The sequence below is a fragment of the Streptomyces sp. NPDC060031 genome (assembly GCF_042736805.1).
Classification (GTDB): domain Bacteria; phylum Actinomycetota; class Actinomycetes; order Streptomycetales; family Streptomycetaceae; genus Streptomyces.
Genome location: NZ_JBHWVM010000129.1, coordinates 1 through 17,497, shown reverse-complemented (window position 1 = coordinate 17,497; position 17,497 = coordinate 1). Strand labels below are relative to the sequence as shown.

Annotated in this window: 10 protein-coding genes, 1 tRNA gene and 1 rRNA gene; 1 reads left to right on the top strand and 11 read right to left on the bottom strand. The window is 70.6% G+C overall.

From position 1 onward, the window contains the following. Positions 1-63: 63 nt before the first annotated feature. From ACFWB8_RS34280 to ACFWB8_RS34245, 8 genes are all read right to left on the bottom strand, one after another. Positions 64-444: a helix-turn-helix domain-containing protein gene (locus ACFWB8_RS34280; protein WP_007266936.1), complete on the bottom strand. Its 381-nt coding sequence runs from the start codon at positions 442-444 to the stop codon at positions 64-66. A gap of 109 nt (positions 445-553) precedes the next feature. After that, a complete protein-coding gene (locus tag ACFWB8_RS34275; RefSeq protein WP_385236315.1) occupies positions 554-1,081 on the bottom strand; it encodes a CinA family protein in 528 nt (175 codons plus the stop codon). 38 nt (positions 1,082-1,119) lie between these two features. Continuing rightward, positions 1,120-1,776 carry a CDP-diacylglycerol--glycerol-3-phosphate 3-phosphatidyltransferase gene (pgsA, locus tag ACFWB8_RS34270; protein WP_385236311.1) on the bottom strand — a complete coding sequence of 219 codons (657 nt, stop codon included), beginning with the start codon at positions 1,774-1,776 and terminating at the stop codon, positions 1,120-1,122. Next, the gene (rimO, locus tag ACFWB8_RS34265; protein WP_385236308.1) at positions 1,773-3,278 is read right to left on the bottom strand and encodes a 30S ribosomal protein S12 methylthiotransferase RimO; all 1,506 of its coding nucleotides are present in this window, start codon (positions 3,276-3,278) and stop codon (positions 1,773-1,775) included. The genes pgsA and rimO overlap by 4 nt, the downstream gene beginning before the upstream one ends. Positions 3,279-3,427: 149 nt before the next feature. Beyond that, positions 3,428-4,351, bottom strand: coding sequence for a helix-turn-helix domain-containing protein (locus ACFWB8_RS34260; protein WP_385236305.1), 924 nt, complete (start codon positions 4,349-4,351; stop codon positions 3,428-3,430). A gap of 233 nt (positions 4,352-4,584) precedes the next feature. Further along, positions 4,585-7,392: a DNA translocase FtsK gene (locus ACFWB8_RS34255; protein ID WP_385236302.1), complete on the bottom strand. Its 2,808-nt coding sequence runs from the start codon at positions 7,390-7,392 to the stop codon at positions 4,585-4,587. Positions 7,393-7,569: 177 nt separating this feature from the next. Continuing rightward, on the bottom strand, positions 7,570-8,250 hold the full coding sequence (locus tag ACFWB8_RS34250) for a two-component system response regulator (protein ID WP_385236299.1): 681 nt from the start codon (positions 8,248-8,250) through the stop codon (positions 7,570-7,572). 246 nt (positions 8,251-8,496) lie between these two features. Then, entirely contained in the window at positions 8,497-14,016 is a 5,520-nt protein-coding gene (locus ACFWB8_RS34245) for a HAMP domain-containing protein (protein ID WP_385236295.1), read from the bottom strand. A gap of 166 nt (positions 14,017-14,182) precedes the next feature. Here ACFWB8_RS34245 and ACFWB8_RS34240 point away from each other — a divergent pair, with 166 nt between their 5' ends. Beyond that, entirely contained in the window at positions 14,183-16,768 is a 2,586-nt protein-coding gene (locus tag ACFWB8_RS34240; RefSeq protein ID WP_385236292.1) for a SpoIIE family protein phosphatase, read from the top strand. 11 nt (positions 16,769-16,779) lie between these two features. Here the strand turns inward: ACFWB8_RS34240 and ACFWB8_RS34235 are convergent, their stop codons facing one another. The 3 genes from ACFWB8_RS34235 to rrf all read right to left on the bottom strand — a co-directional run. Then, positions 16,780-17,268 carry an isochorismatase family protein gene (locus ACFWB8_RS34235; RefSeq protein ID WP_385236289.1) on the bottom strand — a complete coding sequence of 163 codons (489 nt, stop codon included), beginning with the start codon at positions 17,266-17,268 and terminating at the stop codon, positions 16,780-16,782. Between the two features lie 55 nt (positions 17,269-17,323). Continuing rightward, positions 17,324-17,399: transfer RNA gene (locus ACFWB8_RS34230), tRNA-Thr, on the bottom strand. 5 nt (positions 17,400-17,404) lie between these two features. Continuing rightward, positions 17,405-17,497, bottom strand: a 5S ribosomal RNA gene (gene rrf, locus ACFWB8_RS34225); the annotation flags it as partial.

The window sequence follows — 17,497 nt, the reverse complement described above, 5'->3', positions numbered from 1 at the left end:
GCCGGTGCATCACGCACCGGCCGGGGCTCCGGCCACACTCACACGCTCACGCAATCGCGCGACTCACGCGGCTACGACATTCACCGCTTCCACGGGCGCCTTGATGGTCACCCGCTCCGGGCCACCCGTGACCGAGGCCACGGATACCGAATTGAGCATCGGGCGGACCGGCGCAGGCACCGGTTCGCTTGCCGCGGCCGACTGTGCCAGCTCGGCCAGCGACAGCTCGTCGCTGACTTCGCGCATCAGCTCGGACATCCGTACGTCAAGCGCGTCGCAGATCGCGGAGAGCAGCTCGGAGGATGCCTCCTTCTGCCCCCGCTCCACCTCGGAGAGATAGCCGAGCGAAACTCGGGCGGACGAGGAGACTTCGCGCAGAGTACGGCCCTGGCGCTGGCGCTGCCGACGCAGCACGTCACCCAGCAGGCGACGGAGCAGAATCATCGGTGGCTCCCTCCTCTGACCGTGTAGCCGTAACCTTCACGCCCCACCGTACCGCCTCGCGCCGCGGCCGTGCGGGGAGCGATGTCGTGTTCACTCAGGGCTGCAAACATCAAATCCCCCCGTCCTGTTCCGTATCCTGCCCCCGCAGATTCTCGCGGAGTTCGCTCGAGAGAAGTTCGAGCACTGTCCGTGCACTCTCCCTACGGATTTCCGAGCGGGAGCCGTTCAACCTCAGCCGGGCCGATTTCCTGCCGCCCGGCCCCGCCACGGCGACGAAAACCGTTCCCACCGGCTGCCCGTCCTGGGGGTCGGGACCGGCCACTCCGGTCGTCGCGATGCCCCAGGAGGCGCCCAGTACGCGCCGCACTCCGGCCGCCATCTCCTCCGCGACCTGCGCGTTCACCGCGCCTTCGGCCGCCAGCAGTGCGGCGTCCACTCCCAGCACCCGGTGCTTGAGCTCCGTCGCGTACGCCGTGACCGAGCCGCGGAAGGACCGCGAGGCACCGGGGACGGCCGTCAGCGCGGCCGCCACCATCCCGCCGGTCAGCGACTCCGCCACAGCGAGCGTCTCGTCACTCTCCGCGAGGAGGCGCAGGACGTCCGCGGCGACCTCTTCGGGGCCCGGCACATTCCACACCGCCCCACCAGCCACCGCAGAACCCCCCGCCCCGTGCGTCACTGCGCGGCTCGCTCCGCGTCCTGACCCCTGCGCCGGAGCACGACGGCCTGGCGGATGTAATCCAAACCGGTGACGACGGTCAGCACGACGGCCACCGCCATCACCCAGAAGCGCAGGGTGGCCAGCGGTCCGGTCAGCGCGAGCACGTACATGCCGACCGCCGTCCCCTGGGCCAGGGTCTTGAGCTTGCCGCCCCGGCTGGCCGGAATCACTCCGTACCGGATGACCCAGAAACGCATGAGCGTGATCCCGAGTTCCCGCCCCAGGATCACGCCGGTCACCCACCAGGGCAGGTCGCCGAGCCACGACAGACACACCAAAGCCGACCCCATGATCGCCTTGTCGGCGATGGGGTCGGCGATCTTCCCGAAGTCCGTGACCAGGTTGTACGTACGGGCCAGATGGCCGTCGAAGATGTCCGTGATCATGGCGACGGCGAACGCCGCCCAGGCCAGCGCCCGCCAGACGGGGTCGTAGCCCCCGTCGGCGAGCAGCAGCAGGACGAATCCCGGCACCAGGACGAGCCGGATCATCGTCAGGATGTTGGCGATGTTCCACAGGCTGGCCTGATTGACCGCCGCGGCGCCCAGCTTCGCGCCGGGCGCGGGCCGACGGCCGGTCCCGCCCGCCGCAGATGCCGGGACTCCGGTCATCCGGCCGCCTCCTCAAATTCCAGGTCCAGGGGCTCGGCCACGAGGTCCACGCCCAGCGTGCCGACCACCTTGGCCGTCACGATGCGTCCGGGGACCAGACCGGTGCCGTCCGTGAAGACGACCTGGCCGTCGGTCTCGGGCGCCTGGTGGGCGGCGCGCCCGTAGGCACCCTCGCCGTCCTCCGCCTCGTCCAGCGGGACGACGGTCTCGACGAGTACCTCCAGGGTCTCCCCGATCCGCTCCTCCGCGCGCTGCGAGGTGAGCTCCTCGGCGAGCCGCTGCATGTGCGCGAGCCGCTCGGCGATGGTCTCCTCGTCCAGCTTGTTCGCGTAGGTGACGGCCTCGGTGCCGTCCTCGTCCGAGTAGCCGAAGACGCCGATGGCGTCGAGGCGCGCGTGGGTGAGGAAACGCTCCAGCTCGGCGAAGTCCGACTCCTTCTCACCGGGGAAGCCGACGATGAAGTTGGACCGTACGCCGGCCTGCGGGGCCTTGCTGCGGATGGTGTCCAGCAGTTCCAGGAACCGGTCGGTGTCGCCGAAGCGGCGCATGGCGCGCAGCACGTCGGGGGCCGAGTGCTGGAAGGAGAGGTCGAAGTACGGGACGACCTTGGGGGTCGAGGTCAGTACGTCGATCAGGCCGGGCCGCATCTCGGCGGGCTGGAGGTAGCTGACGCGGACGCGCTCGATGCCGTCCACCCCGGCCAGCTCGGGCAGCAGGGTCTCCAGCAGCCGGATGTCGCCGAGGTCCTTGCCGTACGAGGTGTTGTTCTCGGAGACCAGCATGATCTCCTTGACGCCCTGCTCGGCGAGCCAGCGCGTCTCGCCCAGCACGTCGGCGGGGCGGCGGGAGATGAACGAGCCGCGGAAGGACGGAATGGCGCAGAAGGAGCAGCGCCGGTCGCAGCCGGAGGCCAGCTTGACCGAGGCGACCGGGCTCTTGTCGAGGCGGCGGCGCAGCGGCGCGCGCGGCCCGGAGGCGGGCGCGAGCCCGTCCGGCAGGTCGGCGGGGGCCTCGGCGGGCTCGGTGGCCGGCTCCTGGGCGTGGCCGGGGAGCGAGACCTCGGCGTCCTGGCGGGCGGCCGGGCTGATCGGCAGCAGCTTGCGCCGGTCGCGCGGGGTGTGGGAGGCGTGGATGCCGCCGTTGAGGATGGTCTGGAGGCGGTCGGAGATGTCGGCGTAGTCGTCGAAACCGAGGACTCCGTCGGCCTCGGGGAGCGCTTCGGCGAGTTCCTTGCCGTAGCGCTCGGCCATACAGCCGACGGCGACGACGGCCTGGGTCTTGCCGTGATCCTTCAGATCATTGGCTTCCAGCAGGGCGTCTACGGAGTCCTTCTTGGCGGCTTCGACGAAGCCGCAGGTGTTGACGACGGCCACGTCCGCATCGGCGGCGTCCTCGACGAGCTCCCAGCCATCCGCCGCCAAGCGGCCTGCGAGCTCCTCCGAGTCCACCTCGTTACGGGCGCAGCCAAGAGTGACAAGGGCGACGGTACGGCGTTCGGGCATGGGCTCAAGACTACTTCGTCCCGGCGCCGGCCCCTCCCCCAAGTCCCTCCGGTGCACCGGCACAGCAAGATCCCCGGGGTGCGGCGCGGCACCCCGGGGATCCGGAATCACAGCTTCGGCGCTCGGAGGGCGCCCGGGGCAAGGCCAGGTCAGCCCGCCTGGGCCGCTCCCTGGCGCGGGTCGTCCTTGGTGTATGTGAGGCGTTCCACCTGACCCGACTGGAATTGGTCCTTGATCTCCTTGCCGTTCACGAAGAGCTTCACGACCCCGGCATCGCCGAGCACCAGGTCGATGGAGTCCTTGTCGGTGAAGGTCTTCGACTCGCCCTGCGCGAGGGTTCCGTCGAAGAGCAGCCGACCGCTGTGGTCCTTGGCCGAGATCCAGCTCTCGCCGGTGTCGGCCGTCAGGACGACCGTGACGAGGTCCTTGGGCGCGGCGGCGATGGCACTGTCCGAAGGCTCCGGCTTGGGCGCCTGCGGCTGCTGCGGGTTCTGCTGGGGCTGCGCCTGGCCGACGGGCTTCCCGCCGGACTGCTTGGGGGCCGGCTTCGGGGAGGCGGAACCTTCCGCCACCGGCCGCTTGGGCTTCTCGTCGCCGCTGCCGAAGGCGGTGAAGCCGACGAAGCCGATCACGGCGACGATGGCGGCGACCATGGCGGCGGTCCAGTTGGGCCGCTGCCGCTCGGGGCGGATCCGCTCGGCATCGAACATCGGCGCGGCGGGGGTGGGTGCCGGCCGGCCGCCGTGGGCCGCGTCGTAGCTCTCGACCAGGGGTGCCGGATCGAGGTGCACGGCGCGGGCGAGCGTGCGGATGTGACCGCGGGCGTAGACGTCGCCGCCGCACCGCGAGAAGTCGTCCTCTTCGATGGCGTGCACGATCGGGATGCGCACGCGGGTGGTGGAGCTGACCTCGTCGACGGTGAGCCCGGCGGCGATCCGGGCCTTCTTCAGGGCCGTCCCGATGGACGGCCCCTCGACGGAACGTTCGACGATGCGGTCCTCGGATCCGTCGCCGGATCCGTCGCCGGTCGAAGGCCGCTCTTCTTCTGGGGAGTTGGAGTTGCCGATGGACACGAGGGCGCCTTTCGAGCGTGTAGCCACCTGCTGGCTGTCCAGTCTAGGGGGGGTACGAAAGGGTGGAGCAACCGGAGGGTGGACTTCCTACGCCATCCGAATGGCGACGGGACGCCCGGACCGGTGCGGCGGCCCGACCCCGCGCGTGGTGCCGCGCGGCCCCGCGCCGCCGCCCTGCTCAACTGGACGCGGGCCCGGGGGAAACGGTTGCCCGCCCATCCTTTGCGGCCAGGCTACCCGTCGGTCTCCCCGCGGATGACGGCGAGGACCCCGTCCAGCTCGTCGGCCTTGACCATGACGTCGCGGGCCTTCGAGCCCTCGCTGGGGCCCACGATCCCCCGTGATTCCATCAGGTCCATCAGCCGCCCGGCCTTGGCGAAGCCCACCCGCAGCTTGCGCTGGAGCATCGAGGTCGACCCGAACTGCGTGGAGACCACCAGCTCCGCCGCCTGGCACAGCAGGTCGAGGTCGTCGCCGATCTCCTCGTCGATCTCCTTCTTCTGCTTCTGCCCGACCGTGACGTCCTCCCGGAAGACGGGAGCCATCTGGTCCTTGCAGTGCTGCACGATCCCGGCGATCTCGTCCTCGGTGACGAAGGCGCCCTGGAGGCGGACGGGCTTGTTCGCCCCCATCGGCAGGAACAGCCCGTCACCCTTTCCGATGAGCTTCTCGGCGCCCGGCTGGTCGAGGATGACCCGGCTGTCCGCGAGCGAGGAGGTGGCGAAGGCGAGCCGCGAGGGCACGTTCGCCTTGATCAGGCCGGTCACCACGTCCACCGAGGGCCGCTGGGTCGCGAGCACCAGGTGGATGCCGGCCGCGCGGGCCAGCTGGGTGATGCGGACGATGGAGTCCTCCACGTCCCGGGGGGCCACCATCATCAGGTCGGCTAGCTCGTCGACGATCACCAGCAGGTACGGGTAGGGGCTGAGCTCGCGCTCGCTGCCCGGCGGCAGTTTGACCTTGCCCTCCCGGATCGCCTTGTTGAAGTCGTCGATGTGCCGGTAGCCGAAGGCGGCCAGGTCGTCGTAGCGCAGGTCCATCTCGCGCACGACCCACTGGAGCGCCTCGGCGGCCCGCTTCGGGTTGGTGATGATCGGCGTGATCAGGTGCGGGATGCCCTCGTACGCGGTCAGCTCGACCCGCTTGGGGTCGACCAGCACCATCCGTACGTCCTCCGGGGTGGCCCGGATCATGACGGAGGTGATCAGGCAGTTGATGCAGGAGGACTTGCCGGAGCCGGTCGCGCCGGCGACCAGCACGTGCGGCATCTTCGCCAGGTTGGCCATGACGTAGCCGCCCTCGACGTCCTTGCCGAGCGCGACGAGCATCGGGTGGTCGTCCTCGGCCGCGTCCGCGAGGCGCAGTACGTCGCCCAGGTTGACCATCTCGCGGTCGGTGTTCGGGATCTCGATGCCGACGGCCGACTTGCCCGGGATCGGGCTGATGATGCGCACGTCCGGGGAGGCCACGGCGTACGCGATGTTCTTGGCCAGCGCCGTGATCCGCTCGACCTTCACGGCGGGTCCGAGTTCCACCTCGTAGCGGGTGACCGTCGGGCCGCGGGTGAAGCCGGTGACCTTCGCGTCGACCTTGAACTCCGTGAAGACGTTCGTCAGCGAGGCGACGACCGCGTCATTGGCGGCGCTACGGGTCTTCCCCGGCCCGCCGCGCTCCAGCAGGTCCAGCGAGGGCAGGGCGTACGTGATGTCCCCGCGCAGCTGGAGCTGCTCGGCGCGGGGCGGCAGCGGCTGGTTCTGGGCCGGGGCCTTGGTCAGATCGGGCACCGACAGCGTCCCGGAGGCCGCGGCGGTGGTGGCGTGCGGCGCCGGCGCGGCGGGGGTCTGCGGGCCGGGAACCTGCGGGACGGGGGCCCTCGGGGCCTCCTCACGGGCGGGCGGCACCGGAGCGGTGACCTCCACGCCCCCGCGCTCGGCGGAGATGCCGTGCGTGAGGTCGGCGACCAGCGGGGAGGGCGGCATTCCGCCGTAGACCACCCCGTCCAGCGCGGCGGCGGCCGCCGCGGCCACGTCGACGGCGTCCATCTCCCGGTCCATGGCGGGCCGGGCCGAGGACCGCCGCGGGCGCCGCCGCCGGGACAGGGCCTCGTCCTCGGCGGCATCGGCGGGATCCCCGGAACCGGAGCCGGGCCCGGCGCCCGAGGCCGACCCGGTACGGGCCCGCCACTGCTCCGGATCGTGCCGTTCGGCGCCGCCGCTCTCGGACTCGTCCTCGTAGCCCTCGTCGTATTCGTTCGGCGCGACGATCCCGAGCCGGATGCCGAGGCGGCGCAGCCGCTGCGGGATGGCGTTCACCGGGGTCGCGGTGACGACCAGCAGCCCGAAGACGGTGAGCAGCACCAGCATCGGCACGGCCAGCGGCGCACCCATGGTGAAGATCAGCGGCTTCGAGGCGGCCCAGCCGACGAGCCCGCCCGCGTTCTGCATGGCGGTGGTGCCCTCGTCGCGCCCAGGGGCGCCGCAGGCGATGTGCACGAGCCCCAGCACCCCGATGACGAGGGCGGAGAGACCGATGCCGATGCGGCCGTTGGCGTCGGCCTGTTCGGGATGGCGGATGAAACGTACCGCCATGACGCCGAGCAGGATCGGCACGAGCAGGTCGAGGCGTCCGAAGGCGCCGGTGACCAGCATGGTGACCAGATCCCCGACCGGACCGTCCAGGTTCGACCAGGTTCCGGCGGCAACGATCAGCGCGAGGGCGAGCAGCAGCAGCGCGACGCCGTCCTTGCGGTGGGCGGGGTCGAGGTTCTTCGCACCCCGGCCGACCCCGCGGAAGACCGCGCCGACCGCGTGCGCGCAGCCCAGCCACACGGCACGCACCAGCCGCAGCACGCCCCCCGTCGGGGACGGCGCGGGCTTCGGCGCGACCTTCTTGACGGGAGCGCGCCTGGCGGCCGCGGCCTTCTTCGCGGGAGGCTTGCGCGCGGCAGCCGCCTTCTTCGCCGGCGCCGGAGTACGGCCGGTGCGGCCCTTCGCGGTGCCCGCGGTGCTCTGGGAACCCTTACCGGACGTACTTGAGGCCATGGGCCCGAGGTTACCGGTGTCCACCCCGGTGGACACGCGTGCCCACCCCTTCACCCGTTCGTGTCGCCCCGCCCGTGCACAGCGTGACGGGTGCTGACGTACCGCCAGACCTGACGTGCCCCCAGCCGGGGCCGGGGGCACGCCTGAAGGGACCGGGGCAGCGCCGTGCGCGAGGCCTCAGCCTTGCGCGGGCAGCACGGGAGCGCCGCCGCCCGTCCCGGGCTCCAAGGCGTCGAGCGCCCGGCGCAGTCCGGTCAGCTTGCGCTCCAGATGGGCCGCGGTCGCCACCACCGCCGCGTCGGCCGAGTCCTCGCCGAGCTGCTTGGTCAGCGCCTCCGCCTGCTCCTCGACCGCCGCGAGCCGCGCGGAGAGCTCGGCCAGCAGGCCGGCCGTCTCCTTGCTGCCTTCGCCGTTGGCGCCGCCGCCCTCCAGCTGGAGCCGCAGCAGCGCCGCCTGCTCCCGCAGTTGGCAGTTCTTGGTGTACAGCTCGACGAAGACCGAGACCTTGGCCCGCAGCACCCACGGGTCGAAGGGCTTGGAGATGTAGTCCACCGCGCCCGCCGCGTACCCGCGGAAGGTGTGGTGCGGACCGTGGTTGATCGCGGTGAGGAAGATGATCGGGATGTCCCGGGTCCGCTCCCGCCGCTTGATGTGCGCGGCCGTCTCGAAACCGTCCATCCCCGGCATCTGCACATCCAGCAGGATGACCGCGAAATCGTCCGTCAGCAGCGCTTTGAGCGCTTCCTCCCCTGACGACGCCCGGACCAGTGTCTGATCGAGCGCGGAGAGGATGGCCTCCAGCGCCAGCAGATTCTCCGGCCGGTCGTCGACCAGGAGGATCTTGGCCTTCTGCACCATGCCCTGTCCTCCTCGCCCCGGCATGGGGCCTCCCCGGCTCCTGGCACCGGCCTGTACGCCGGGCCCCGCCCCAGAGGACGGCATCCTTGCGCCGTCCGTCCTTGTGCCGGTCATCGTAGCCCCAGTCCCGAGATCGCCACACCCTGTCACCAAGATGTCACTGTGCACGAAGCAGAAACGCGGTGGAAGAGCAGAAGGTTCCCCGCAGGGCCCCTCCGCAATCCCCCCGCACCGCCCTATCGGTGATCACTTTCGGCGCATGTGCCCCTCCATGACGGACAGCAGGTAGTCCGGATCGACCGGCTTGGTGACGTAGTCCGAGGCCCCGGACTCGATCGCCTTCTCCCGGTCCCCCTTCATCGCCTTCGCCGTCAGCGCGATGATCGGCAGTCCCTCGAACTGCGGCATCCGCCGGATCGCCGAGGTCGTCGCGTACCCGTCCATCTCCGGCATCATGATGTCCATCAGCACGACCGCCACGTCGTCGTGCTGCTCCAGCACCTCGATGCCCTCCCGCCCGTTCTCCGCGTAGAGCACCGCCAGCCCGTGCTGTTCCAGCACGCTGGTGAGCGCGAAGACGTTGCGTACGTCGTCGTCCACGATCAGTACCCGCTCGCCGTGGAAGTCGTACGTCCGCGGCACGATCGGCAGCGGGTCCTCCAGCCCCCACGCGTCCAATTCCGGCTGCCCGGGCGCCTCGGCCCGCGGCGTCGGATCGCTCAGCGCCTTGCGCCGCCGCCGGAACAGCGCCGACGACCCCTGCTCCGCACCCCGCTGGAGTGCGACCGGCTGGGAATCCGCGACCGGCGCCACCAGCCCCTGCCCCTGCTGGACCGCGGGCGCCACCGGGGCGGCCGGCAGCACGGGCCGCGCCTCCTCGGCGGACCTGCGGTACAGCTCCCCGCGCGCGCCGCCCGGCGTGGGCGGTGCGTACCCCTGCGGCGGCAGTTCGCTCGGGTGCAGCGGCAGGTACAGCGTGAAGGTCGACCCGCGGCCGGGCTCGCTCGCCGCGTGGATCTCCCCGCCCAGCAGCCGGGCGATCTCCCGGCTGATGGACAGGCCCAGACCCGTGCCGCCGTACTTGCGGCTGGTCGTGCCGTCGGCCTGCTTGAACGCCTCGAAGATCACCAGCATCTTGCTCGCGGCGATCCCGATCCCGGTGTCCGTCACCGAGAAGGCGATCAGGTCGGCATCCGCCTCGCGCAGCGAACCCGCCTCCAGCAACTGCTCCCGGATGGCCTGCGGCACATCGGCCCCGGCGGGCCGGATCACCAGCTCCACCGCCCCGCTGTCGGTGAACTTCACCGCGTTCGACAGCAGGTTGCGCAGCACCTGCAACAGCCGCTGCTCGTCCGTGTGCAGGGTCGCAGGCAGCTCCGGGGAGACCCGTACCGAGAAGTCCAGGCCCTTCTCCGCCGTCAGCGGCCGGAAGGTGGCCTCCACGTAGTCGACGAGCTGGACCAGCGCGATCCGCGTCGGCGAGACGTCCATCTTGCCGGCCTCGACCTTCGACAGGTCGAGGATGTCGTTGATCAGCTGGAGCAGGTCCGAACCCGCGCCGTGGATGGTCTCGGCGAACTCCACCTGCTTCGGCGAGAGGTTCCCGTCCGCGTTGTCGGCGAGCAGCTTGGCCAGGATCAGCAGCGAGTTGAGCGGGGTGCGCAGCTCGTGCGACATGTTCGCCAGGAACTCGCTCTTGTACCGCATCGAGACCGCGAGCTGCTCGGCGCGCTCCTCCAGGACCTGCCGGGCCTCCTCGATCTCGGTGTTCTTCACCTCGATGTCCCGGTTCTGCTGGGCCAGCAGCTCGGCCTTCTCCTCCAGCTCCGCGTTGGCGGCCTGGAGCGCCTTCTGCCTGTTCTCCAGCTCGTCGGAGCGCTCGCGCAACTGCTCGGTCATCTCCTGCGACTGCTTGAGCAGCATCTCCGTCTTGGAGTTGACGGAGATGGTGTTGACGCTCGTACCGATCATCTCGGCGATCTGGCTGAGGAAGTCCTTCTGGATCTGGGTGAAGGGCTGGAAGGACGCCAGCTCGATGACGCCGAGCACCTTCCCCTCGAACAGCACCGGCAGCACGATCACATGCGCCGGCGGCGCCTCCCCGAGCCCGGAGGAGATCTTCAGGTAGCCGGGCGGCGTGTTCTCGACGAGGATCGTCCGCTTCTCCTCGGCTACGGTCCCGATCAGCCCCTCCCCCGGCCGGAAGGAGGTGGGCATCTGACCACCGGCGTACGCGTAGTTCCCGCGCATCCGCAGCTCGTACGAGCCGTCCGCGCCCCCCTCCGTCCCGATCTCGTTGGTGCCGCCGGCCGGCAGCGCCAGGAAGAACGCGCCGTGCTGCGCCGACACCACCGGGGTGAGCTCGCTCATGATCAGCGAGGCCACGTCGTCGAGTTCGCGCCGGCCCTGCATCAGGGCCGAGATGCGGGCGAGGTTGCCCTTGAGCCAGTCCTGCTCCTTGTTGGCCAAGGTGGTGTCGCGCAGGTTGGCGATCATCGTGTTGATGTTGTCCTGGAGGACCTGGATCTCGCCCGCCGCGTCCACGTCGATCTTGAGATTGAGGTCGCCCCGGGTCACCGCCGTCGCCACGGCCGCGATGGCGCGCACCTGCCGGGTGAGGTTCCCGGCCATCTCGTTCACGGACTCCGTCAGGTCCCGCCAGGTCCCGTCGACGTCGCGCACCCGGGCCTGACCGCCCAGGATGCCCTCGGTGCCCACCTCGCGGGCCACCCGGGTCACCTGGTCGGCGAAGGAGGACAGCTGGTCGACCATCGTGTTGATCGTGGTCTTGAGCTCCAGGATCTCCCCGCGCGCGTCGATGTCGATCTTCTTGGTCATGTCGCCCTTGGCGATGGCGGTCGTGACCATGGCGATCTGCCGCACCTGGCCGGTGAGGTTGGAGGCCATGAAGTTCACCGAGTCGGTGAGGTCCTTCCACGTCCCGGAAACCCCCGGCACGTGCGCCTGGCCGCCCAGGCGGCCCTCCGTACCCACCTCACGGGCCACGCGCGTGACCTCGTCGGCGAAGGACGACAGCGTCTTCACCATCGTGTTGACGGTGTCCGCGAGCTGCGCGACCTCGCCGCGCGCCTCGACGGTGACCTTCTTCGTCAGGTCGCCGTTGGCGACCGCCGCCGAGACCTGGGAGATGTTGCGCACCTGCGACGTCAGGTTGTTGGCCATCAGGTTGACGTTGTCGGTCAGGTCCTTCCAGATGCCCGTGACCCCGCGCACCCGGGCCTGACCGCCCAGGATGCCCTCGGAACCCACCTCGCGGGCCACCCGCGTCACCTGCTCCGCGAAGGAGGACAGCTGGTCGACCATCGTGTTCACGGTGGTGACGAGTTCGAGGATCTCGCCCTTGGCGTCGACCGTGATCTTCTTCGAGAGATCGCCCATCGCGACCGCCGTCGTCACCTCGGCGATGTTGCGCACCTGCGACGTCAGGTTGTTCGCCATGAAGTTGACGGACTGGGTGAGGTCCTTCCAGGTGCCGGAGACGCCCTTCACCTCCGCCTGGCCGCCCAGGATGCCCTCGGTACCCACCTCGCGGGCCACGCGGGTCACCTGCTCCGCGAAGTTCGAGAGCTGGTCGACCATCGTGTTGAGGGTGTTCTTCAGCTCCAGGATCTCGCCGCGGGCGTCCACGTCGATCTTCTGCGACAGGTCACCGCGGGCCACGGCCGTGGCCACCTGAGCGATGTTGCGGACCTGCGAGGTCAGGTTCCCGGCCATGCCGTTCACCGAGTCCGTCAGGTCCCGCCACACCCCGGCCACGCCCGGCACCTGCGCCTGACCGCCGAGACGTCCTTCCGTACCCACGTCCCGGGCCACCCGGGTCACCTGCTCCGCGAAGGCGGACAACTGGTCGACCATCGTGTTGATGGTGTTCTTCAGCTCCAGGATCTCGCCGCGGGCGTCCACGTCGATCTTCTGGGAGAGGTCACCGCGCGCGACCGCCGTGGTCACCTGCGCGATCTGCCGCACCTGCGAGGTCAGGTTGCCGGCCATGAAGTTGACGGAGTCGGTGAGCTCCTTCCAGGTGCCCGAGACCCCCTCCACCCTGGCCTGGCCGCCCAGGCGGCCCTCCGTACCCACGTCCCGGGCCATCCGCGTGACCTGGTCGGCGAAGGACGACAGCTGGTCCACCATCGTGTTCACGGTGTTCTTCAGCTGGAGCATCTCGCCGGAGACGTCCACGGTGACCTTCTGCGACAGGTCGCCGTTGGCCACCGCCGTCGTCACCTGCGCGATGTTGCGGACCTGCCCGGTGAGGTTGCGGAAGGCGGTGTTCACCGAGTCGGTGAGGTCCTTCCACGTCCCCGCGGCCCCCGGCACCTGCGCCTGGCCGCCCAGTTCACCCTCGACGCCGACCTCACGGGCCACGCGCGTCACTTCCGCACCGAAGGACTGGAGCTGGTCCACCATCGTGTTGACGGTGTTCTTCAACTCCAGCATCTCGCCGGCCACATTGACGGTGACCTTCTGCGACAGGTCGCCGTTGGCCACCGCCGTCGTCACCTGCGCGATGTCCCGCACCTGCGTGGTCAGATTGCGGAAGACCGTGTTCACCGAGTCGGTGAGGTCCTTCCACGTCCCGGCCGCCCCCGGCACCTGCGCCTGGCCGCCGAGCAGGCCCTTCGCACCGACCTCGCTGGCCACGCGCGTGACCTCGTCCGCGAAGGTCCGTAGCGTCTCGGTCATCTGGTTGATCGTTTCGGCCAGCTGGGCGACCTCGCCGCGCGCGCTCACCCGGACCTTCTGCGACAGGTCACCGTTCGCGACGGCCGTCGTGACCTGCGCGATCCCGCGCACCTGGGCCGTCAGGTTGCCCGCCATCGTGTTGACGGAGTCGGTCAGGTCCTTCCACACGCCCGCGACCCCGGGCACCTTCGCCTGACCGCCCAGCTCACCCTCGGTACCCACCTCGCGGGCGACCCGGGTCACCTCGGAGGAGAACGAGGACAGCTGGTCCACCATCGTGTTGACGGTGTTCTTCAGCTGGAGCATCTCTCCGGCCACGTGCACCGTGACCTTGCGCGACAGATCGCCCTTCGCCACCGCCGTCGTGACGAGAGCGATATCACGCACCTGAGCGGTGAGCCGGTACGCCATCGTGTTGACGGAGTCGGTCAGATCCTTCCAAGAACCCGACATTCCGCGCACCTGGGCCTGGCCGCCGAGCTTGCCCTCGGTGCCCACCTCCAGCGCCACCCGCGTCACCTCGTCGGTGAACGCCGACAGCTGGTCGACCAGGTTGTTGACCGTCCGCCCGACCTTCAGGAACTCCCCGCGCAGCGGATGCCCGGCCCCGTCGGCGGTCTGCGTCCGCAGGTCCATCCGCTGGTCCAGGTCACCCTCGGCCACCGCCGACAGCACCCGGCCCACCTCGGACACCGGCCGGGCCAGATCGTCCACCAACTGGTTCGAGGCATCGATCGCGGCCGCCCAGGAACCCTCACAGGCACCCGTTTCCAGCCGTTCGCTCAGCTTCCCCTCCCGGCCCACCATCCGCCGGACCCGGGACAGCTCCCCGGTCAGGTGCAGATTGCGGTCGGCGACCTCGTTGTAGACGGCGGCGATCTCCGCCATCACGCCCTCGCCGGACACCGTCAGCCGCTTGCGGAAGTTGCCGTCCCGCATCGACACCAGGGCCGTGAGCAGCCGGTTCAGAGCGGCAGTATCGACTTCCGTCGTGCCGCTCCGCCGGGAACGTCCGCCCTTGGGGCGCGTTCCCGTACGCCGCACCGCCGCGCCAGACTCCACCGTGTCCCTCCCGAAAGGGTCGACCGTTGTACCACCGGACATCGAATGTTCCTGCCCGGCTCTTCAAGCCTGCCCAGTGTTTCACCCCGGCCGAACCCGGCCATAACACTTCGGCACCATCGCACACCGCCCGCACCCTGTGGGTGGAATCCCCGACGACGGCACCATGCCGCCCGCGAAGGTAAGTAACCTGGCACCCGATGTCCAACCGCGTCGAAGGAGACTTGTGATCACGGCACGGGCGGCTGCCAGCTTCGATCCACTAGGGCGCTCCGTCGCCGCTGCCCGCGCGTTCGTCCGCGACACCCTGCAGGGCTGGGGCTTCGCGGACATCGTCGACGACGCCGTAGTCCTCACCAGCGAGCTCGTCACCAACGCCGTGGTCCACGCCGGCACCCGCGCCGAGGTCCTGTGCCTGCGCTCCGGCGACGGGGTCCGCGTCGAGGTCGCCGACCGCTACCCCGAGCGCGAGCTCCCCCTCCAGCACCCCGGGGAGCGCCCGTACGCCGATCCCGACCGCGAGAACGGCCGCGGGCTGATGCTCTGCGCCGCCCTCGCCACCCGCTGGGGCGTCGAATACACCGCCACCCACAAACACGTGTGGTTCCGGCTCGACCTCCCGGACCGTCCGGTCGGTACCCGCTCCGCCGGCCCCGTCGTCCCCGACCAGCTGCTCCCGCTCGCCGACAGCCGGGTCCGCGTCGCCGTCCTCCAGATCGACGCCACCGACAGCGTCTCCGCCTGGAACGACGACGCCGAGATCATCTTCGGCCACCCCGCCTCCAAGGCCGTCGGCCGCCCCCTCTCCGAGCTCGCCGCCTGGCCGCAGACCCCCGGCACCGGCACCGGCATCGCCGAGGCCCTGCGCCTGTCCCGCTGGGAGGGCAGCTACGGCATCCGCGGAGCCGACGGCCGGGTCATCCCCGTTTACGCGTCCCACCTCCGGGTACGCGATGCCCATGGCGAGCCCTCCACCGTCTGCCTCCTCGTCCACGACGACGAGCGCGCCCTGCTCCAGACCCCCGTACGGGTACCCGTGGCGGACAACGGCCAGCTCACCGAACCGCGCGCCGCGGACCCCTTCGAGATCTTCATCGGCTCCCCCGCCCCCGACGACCTCGACGGGCTCCTCCAGCGCACCGTCGAACGCGCCCGCGACCTCCTCGACGCCGACGCCGCCTTCCTGCTCCTCGCCACCGACGACGAGACCGAGCTCGAGGTCCGCGCCACCACCGGCCTGCCCTCCACCCGCCAGCGCTTCGCCCGGGTCCCCGTCGAAGCCGGCACCAACCGGTACGGCTCCGCCCGCATGCCCGCCGTCCACGACGACCTCGCAGCCGTCCCCGGTGCCGTCCCGCTCCTGGAAGCCACCGGCATGCGCTCCGTGGTCACCGTCCCGCTCAAGGTCGAAGGGCGCCTGACCGGATCCCTCGGCGTCGCCGCGGAAGTACCCGGCCGCTACAACAACGACGAGGCCCTGCGCCTCCAGTTCGCCGCCGACCGCATCGCCCTCGCCGTGGAATCCGCCCGCCTGGGCGAGTTGGAGCGACTGCGCCGCGGCTCCCTCTCCTTCCTCGTCGAAGCCTCCGACCTGCTCGCCGGCACCCTCGACCGGGACCAGACCCTGGCCCTCATGGCCCAGATGACCGTCCCGACCCTGGCCACCTGGTGCGCGGTCTACACGATCGCCGACCAGTCCTCCGACCCTTACCTCTCGTACGTGCTCCACGAGGACGAGGAGCGCATCGACGGACTCAAGGACCTGCTCTCGCGGGTCAGTCCGCCCGAACCGGTCCGCGAGGCCGGCGCCCGCCCGTGGGCCGAGACCGCCCTCGCCGTCGGCGGCGAGACCGTCGTCCTTCCCCTGCTGGCCCGCAACCGCGTGATCGGCATGCTCACGCTGGGCAAGCCGAGCGAGGAGCACTTCCGCCAGGAGATCCTCGAACTGGCCGAGGACCTCTCCCGCCGCGCCGCCCTCGCCCTCGACAACGCCCGTCTCTACTCCGAGCGCACCGCCATCAGCCGCTCCCTCCAGCGCAGCCTCCTGCCGCCCGGCTCCCCCGCCATCCCCGGCATGGAGGTCGAAGTCATCTACCGCGCGGCCGGGGAGGGCAACGAGGTGGGCGGCGACTTCTACGACGTCTTCCCGATCCGCGACGGCGCGTACGGCTTCGCCATCGGAGACGTCTGCGGTACGGGCCCCGAGGCGGCCGCCGTCACCGGCCTGGCCCGGCACGCCCTGCGGCTGCTGGCCCGCGAGGGCCTGGGCGGCCCGGCCGTGCTGGAGCGCCTGAACGCGGCCATCCTCGACGAGGGCGCCCGCAGCCGCTTCCTCACCCTCCTCTACGGCGAGCTCCACCCCCAGCCCGACGGCGGCGCCCTGATGAAGGTCGTCTGCGCCGGCCACCCGCTCCCCCTGCGCCTGCGCCCCGACGGCCAGGTCACCGCGGCCGCCGACCCCCAGCCGCTGCTCGGCGTCCTGGAGGACCTGGAGCTCTACGAGCAGACCCTCACCCTGGAGCCGGGCGACGTCCTGCTCTGCGTCACGGACGGCGTCACCGAACGCCGCGAGGGCACCCGCATGCTCGGCGACGACGGCCTCGCCGAGCTCCTCACCACGTGCACGGGACTCACCGCGGGCGCCGTGGCCTCCCGCGTCCTGCGTGCGGTGGAGCGCTTCGCCGCCGAGCCGGCCTCGGACGACATGGCCATCCTTGCCTTCCGCGTCCCGGAACAGCGCACGGGCGACTGAGCCGCCCGGTCCTACACGTAGTCGGCGGTGGAACGGACGGCCCCGAACCGGGGGAAGACCCGTTCCACCGCGAAGGCGTGCTCGTCCGCCGCGAATCCCGACATGGCGTCCTCGACGAACTCGATGTCGTACCCGTGGTCCGAAGCCGCCCGCGCCGTGGACTCCACTCCCATGGTGGTCACCAGACCGGCCATGACCACGGTGTCCACGCCCCGCGCCCGCAACTGCTCGTCCAGGGCGGTGCCGTGGAAGGCGCCCACGGTCCGCTTGACGATCTCGACGTCACCGGCCTGCAGCAGCCCGTCCACGTGCCCGCTCCCCGGCGGCTGCTCATCGACGTTCGGCCGCTCCACCCGAACCACCACCACCGGCAGACCCTTCGCCCGGAACGCCTCGGCGAGCCGCCGGCAGCGCCCCTCGACCTCCGTGCCGGAGTGCGGCGCGAGCGGCAACGCGACGATGCGGGGCATCAGATCGATCAGAATCAGCGCGGCTGTCATACGGTCATTATGAACGCAAAAAAGGCCCCCGCCTGATGGCGGGGGCCTTCTTTGATGGAGCCCTTTAACGGAATCGAACCGTTGACCTTCTCCTTACCATGGAGACGCTCTACCGACTGAGCTAAAAGGGCGGGTTGTTCGGCGGCGTCCTACTCTCCCACAGGGTCCCCCCTGCAGTACCATCGGCGCTGAAAGGCTTAGCTTCCGGGTTCGAAATGTAACCGGGCGT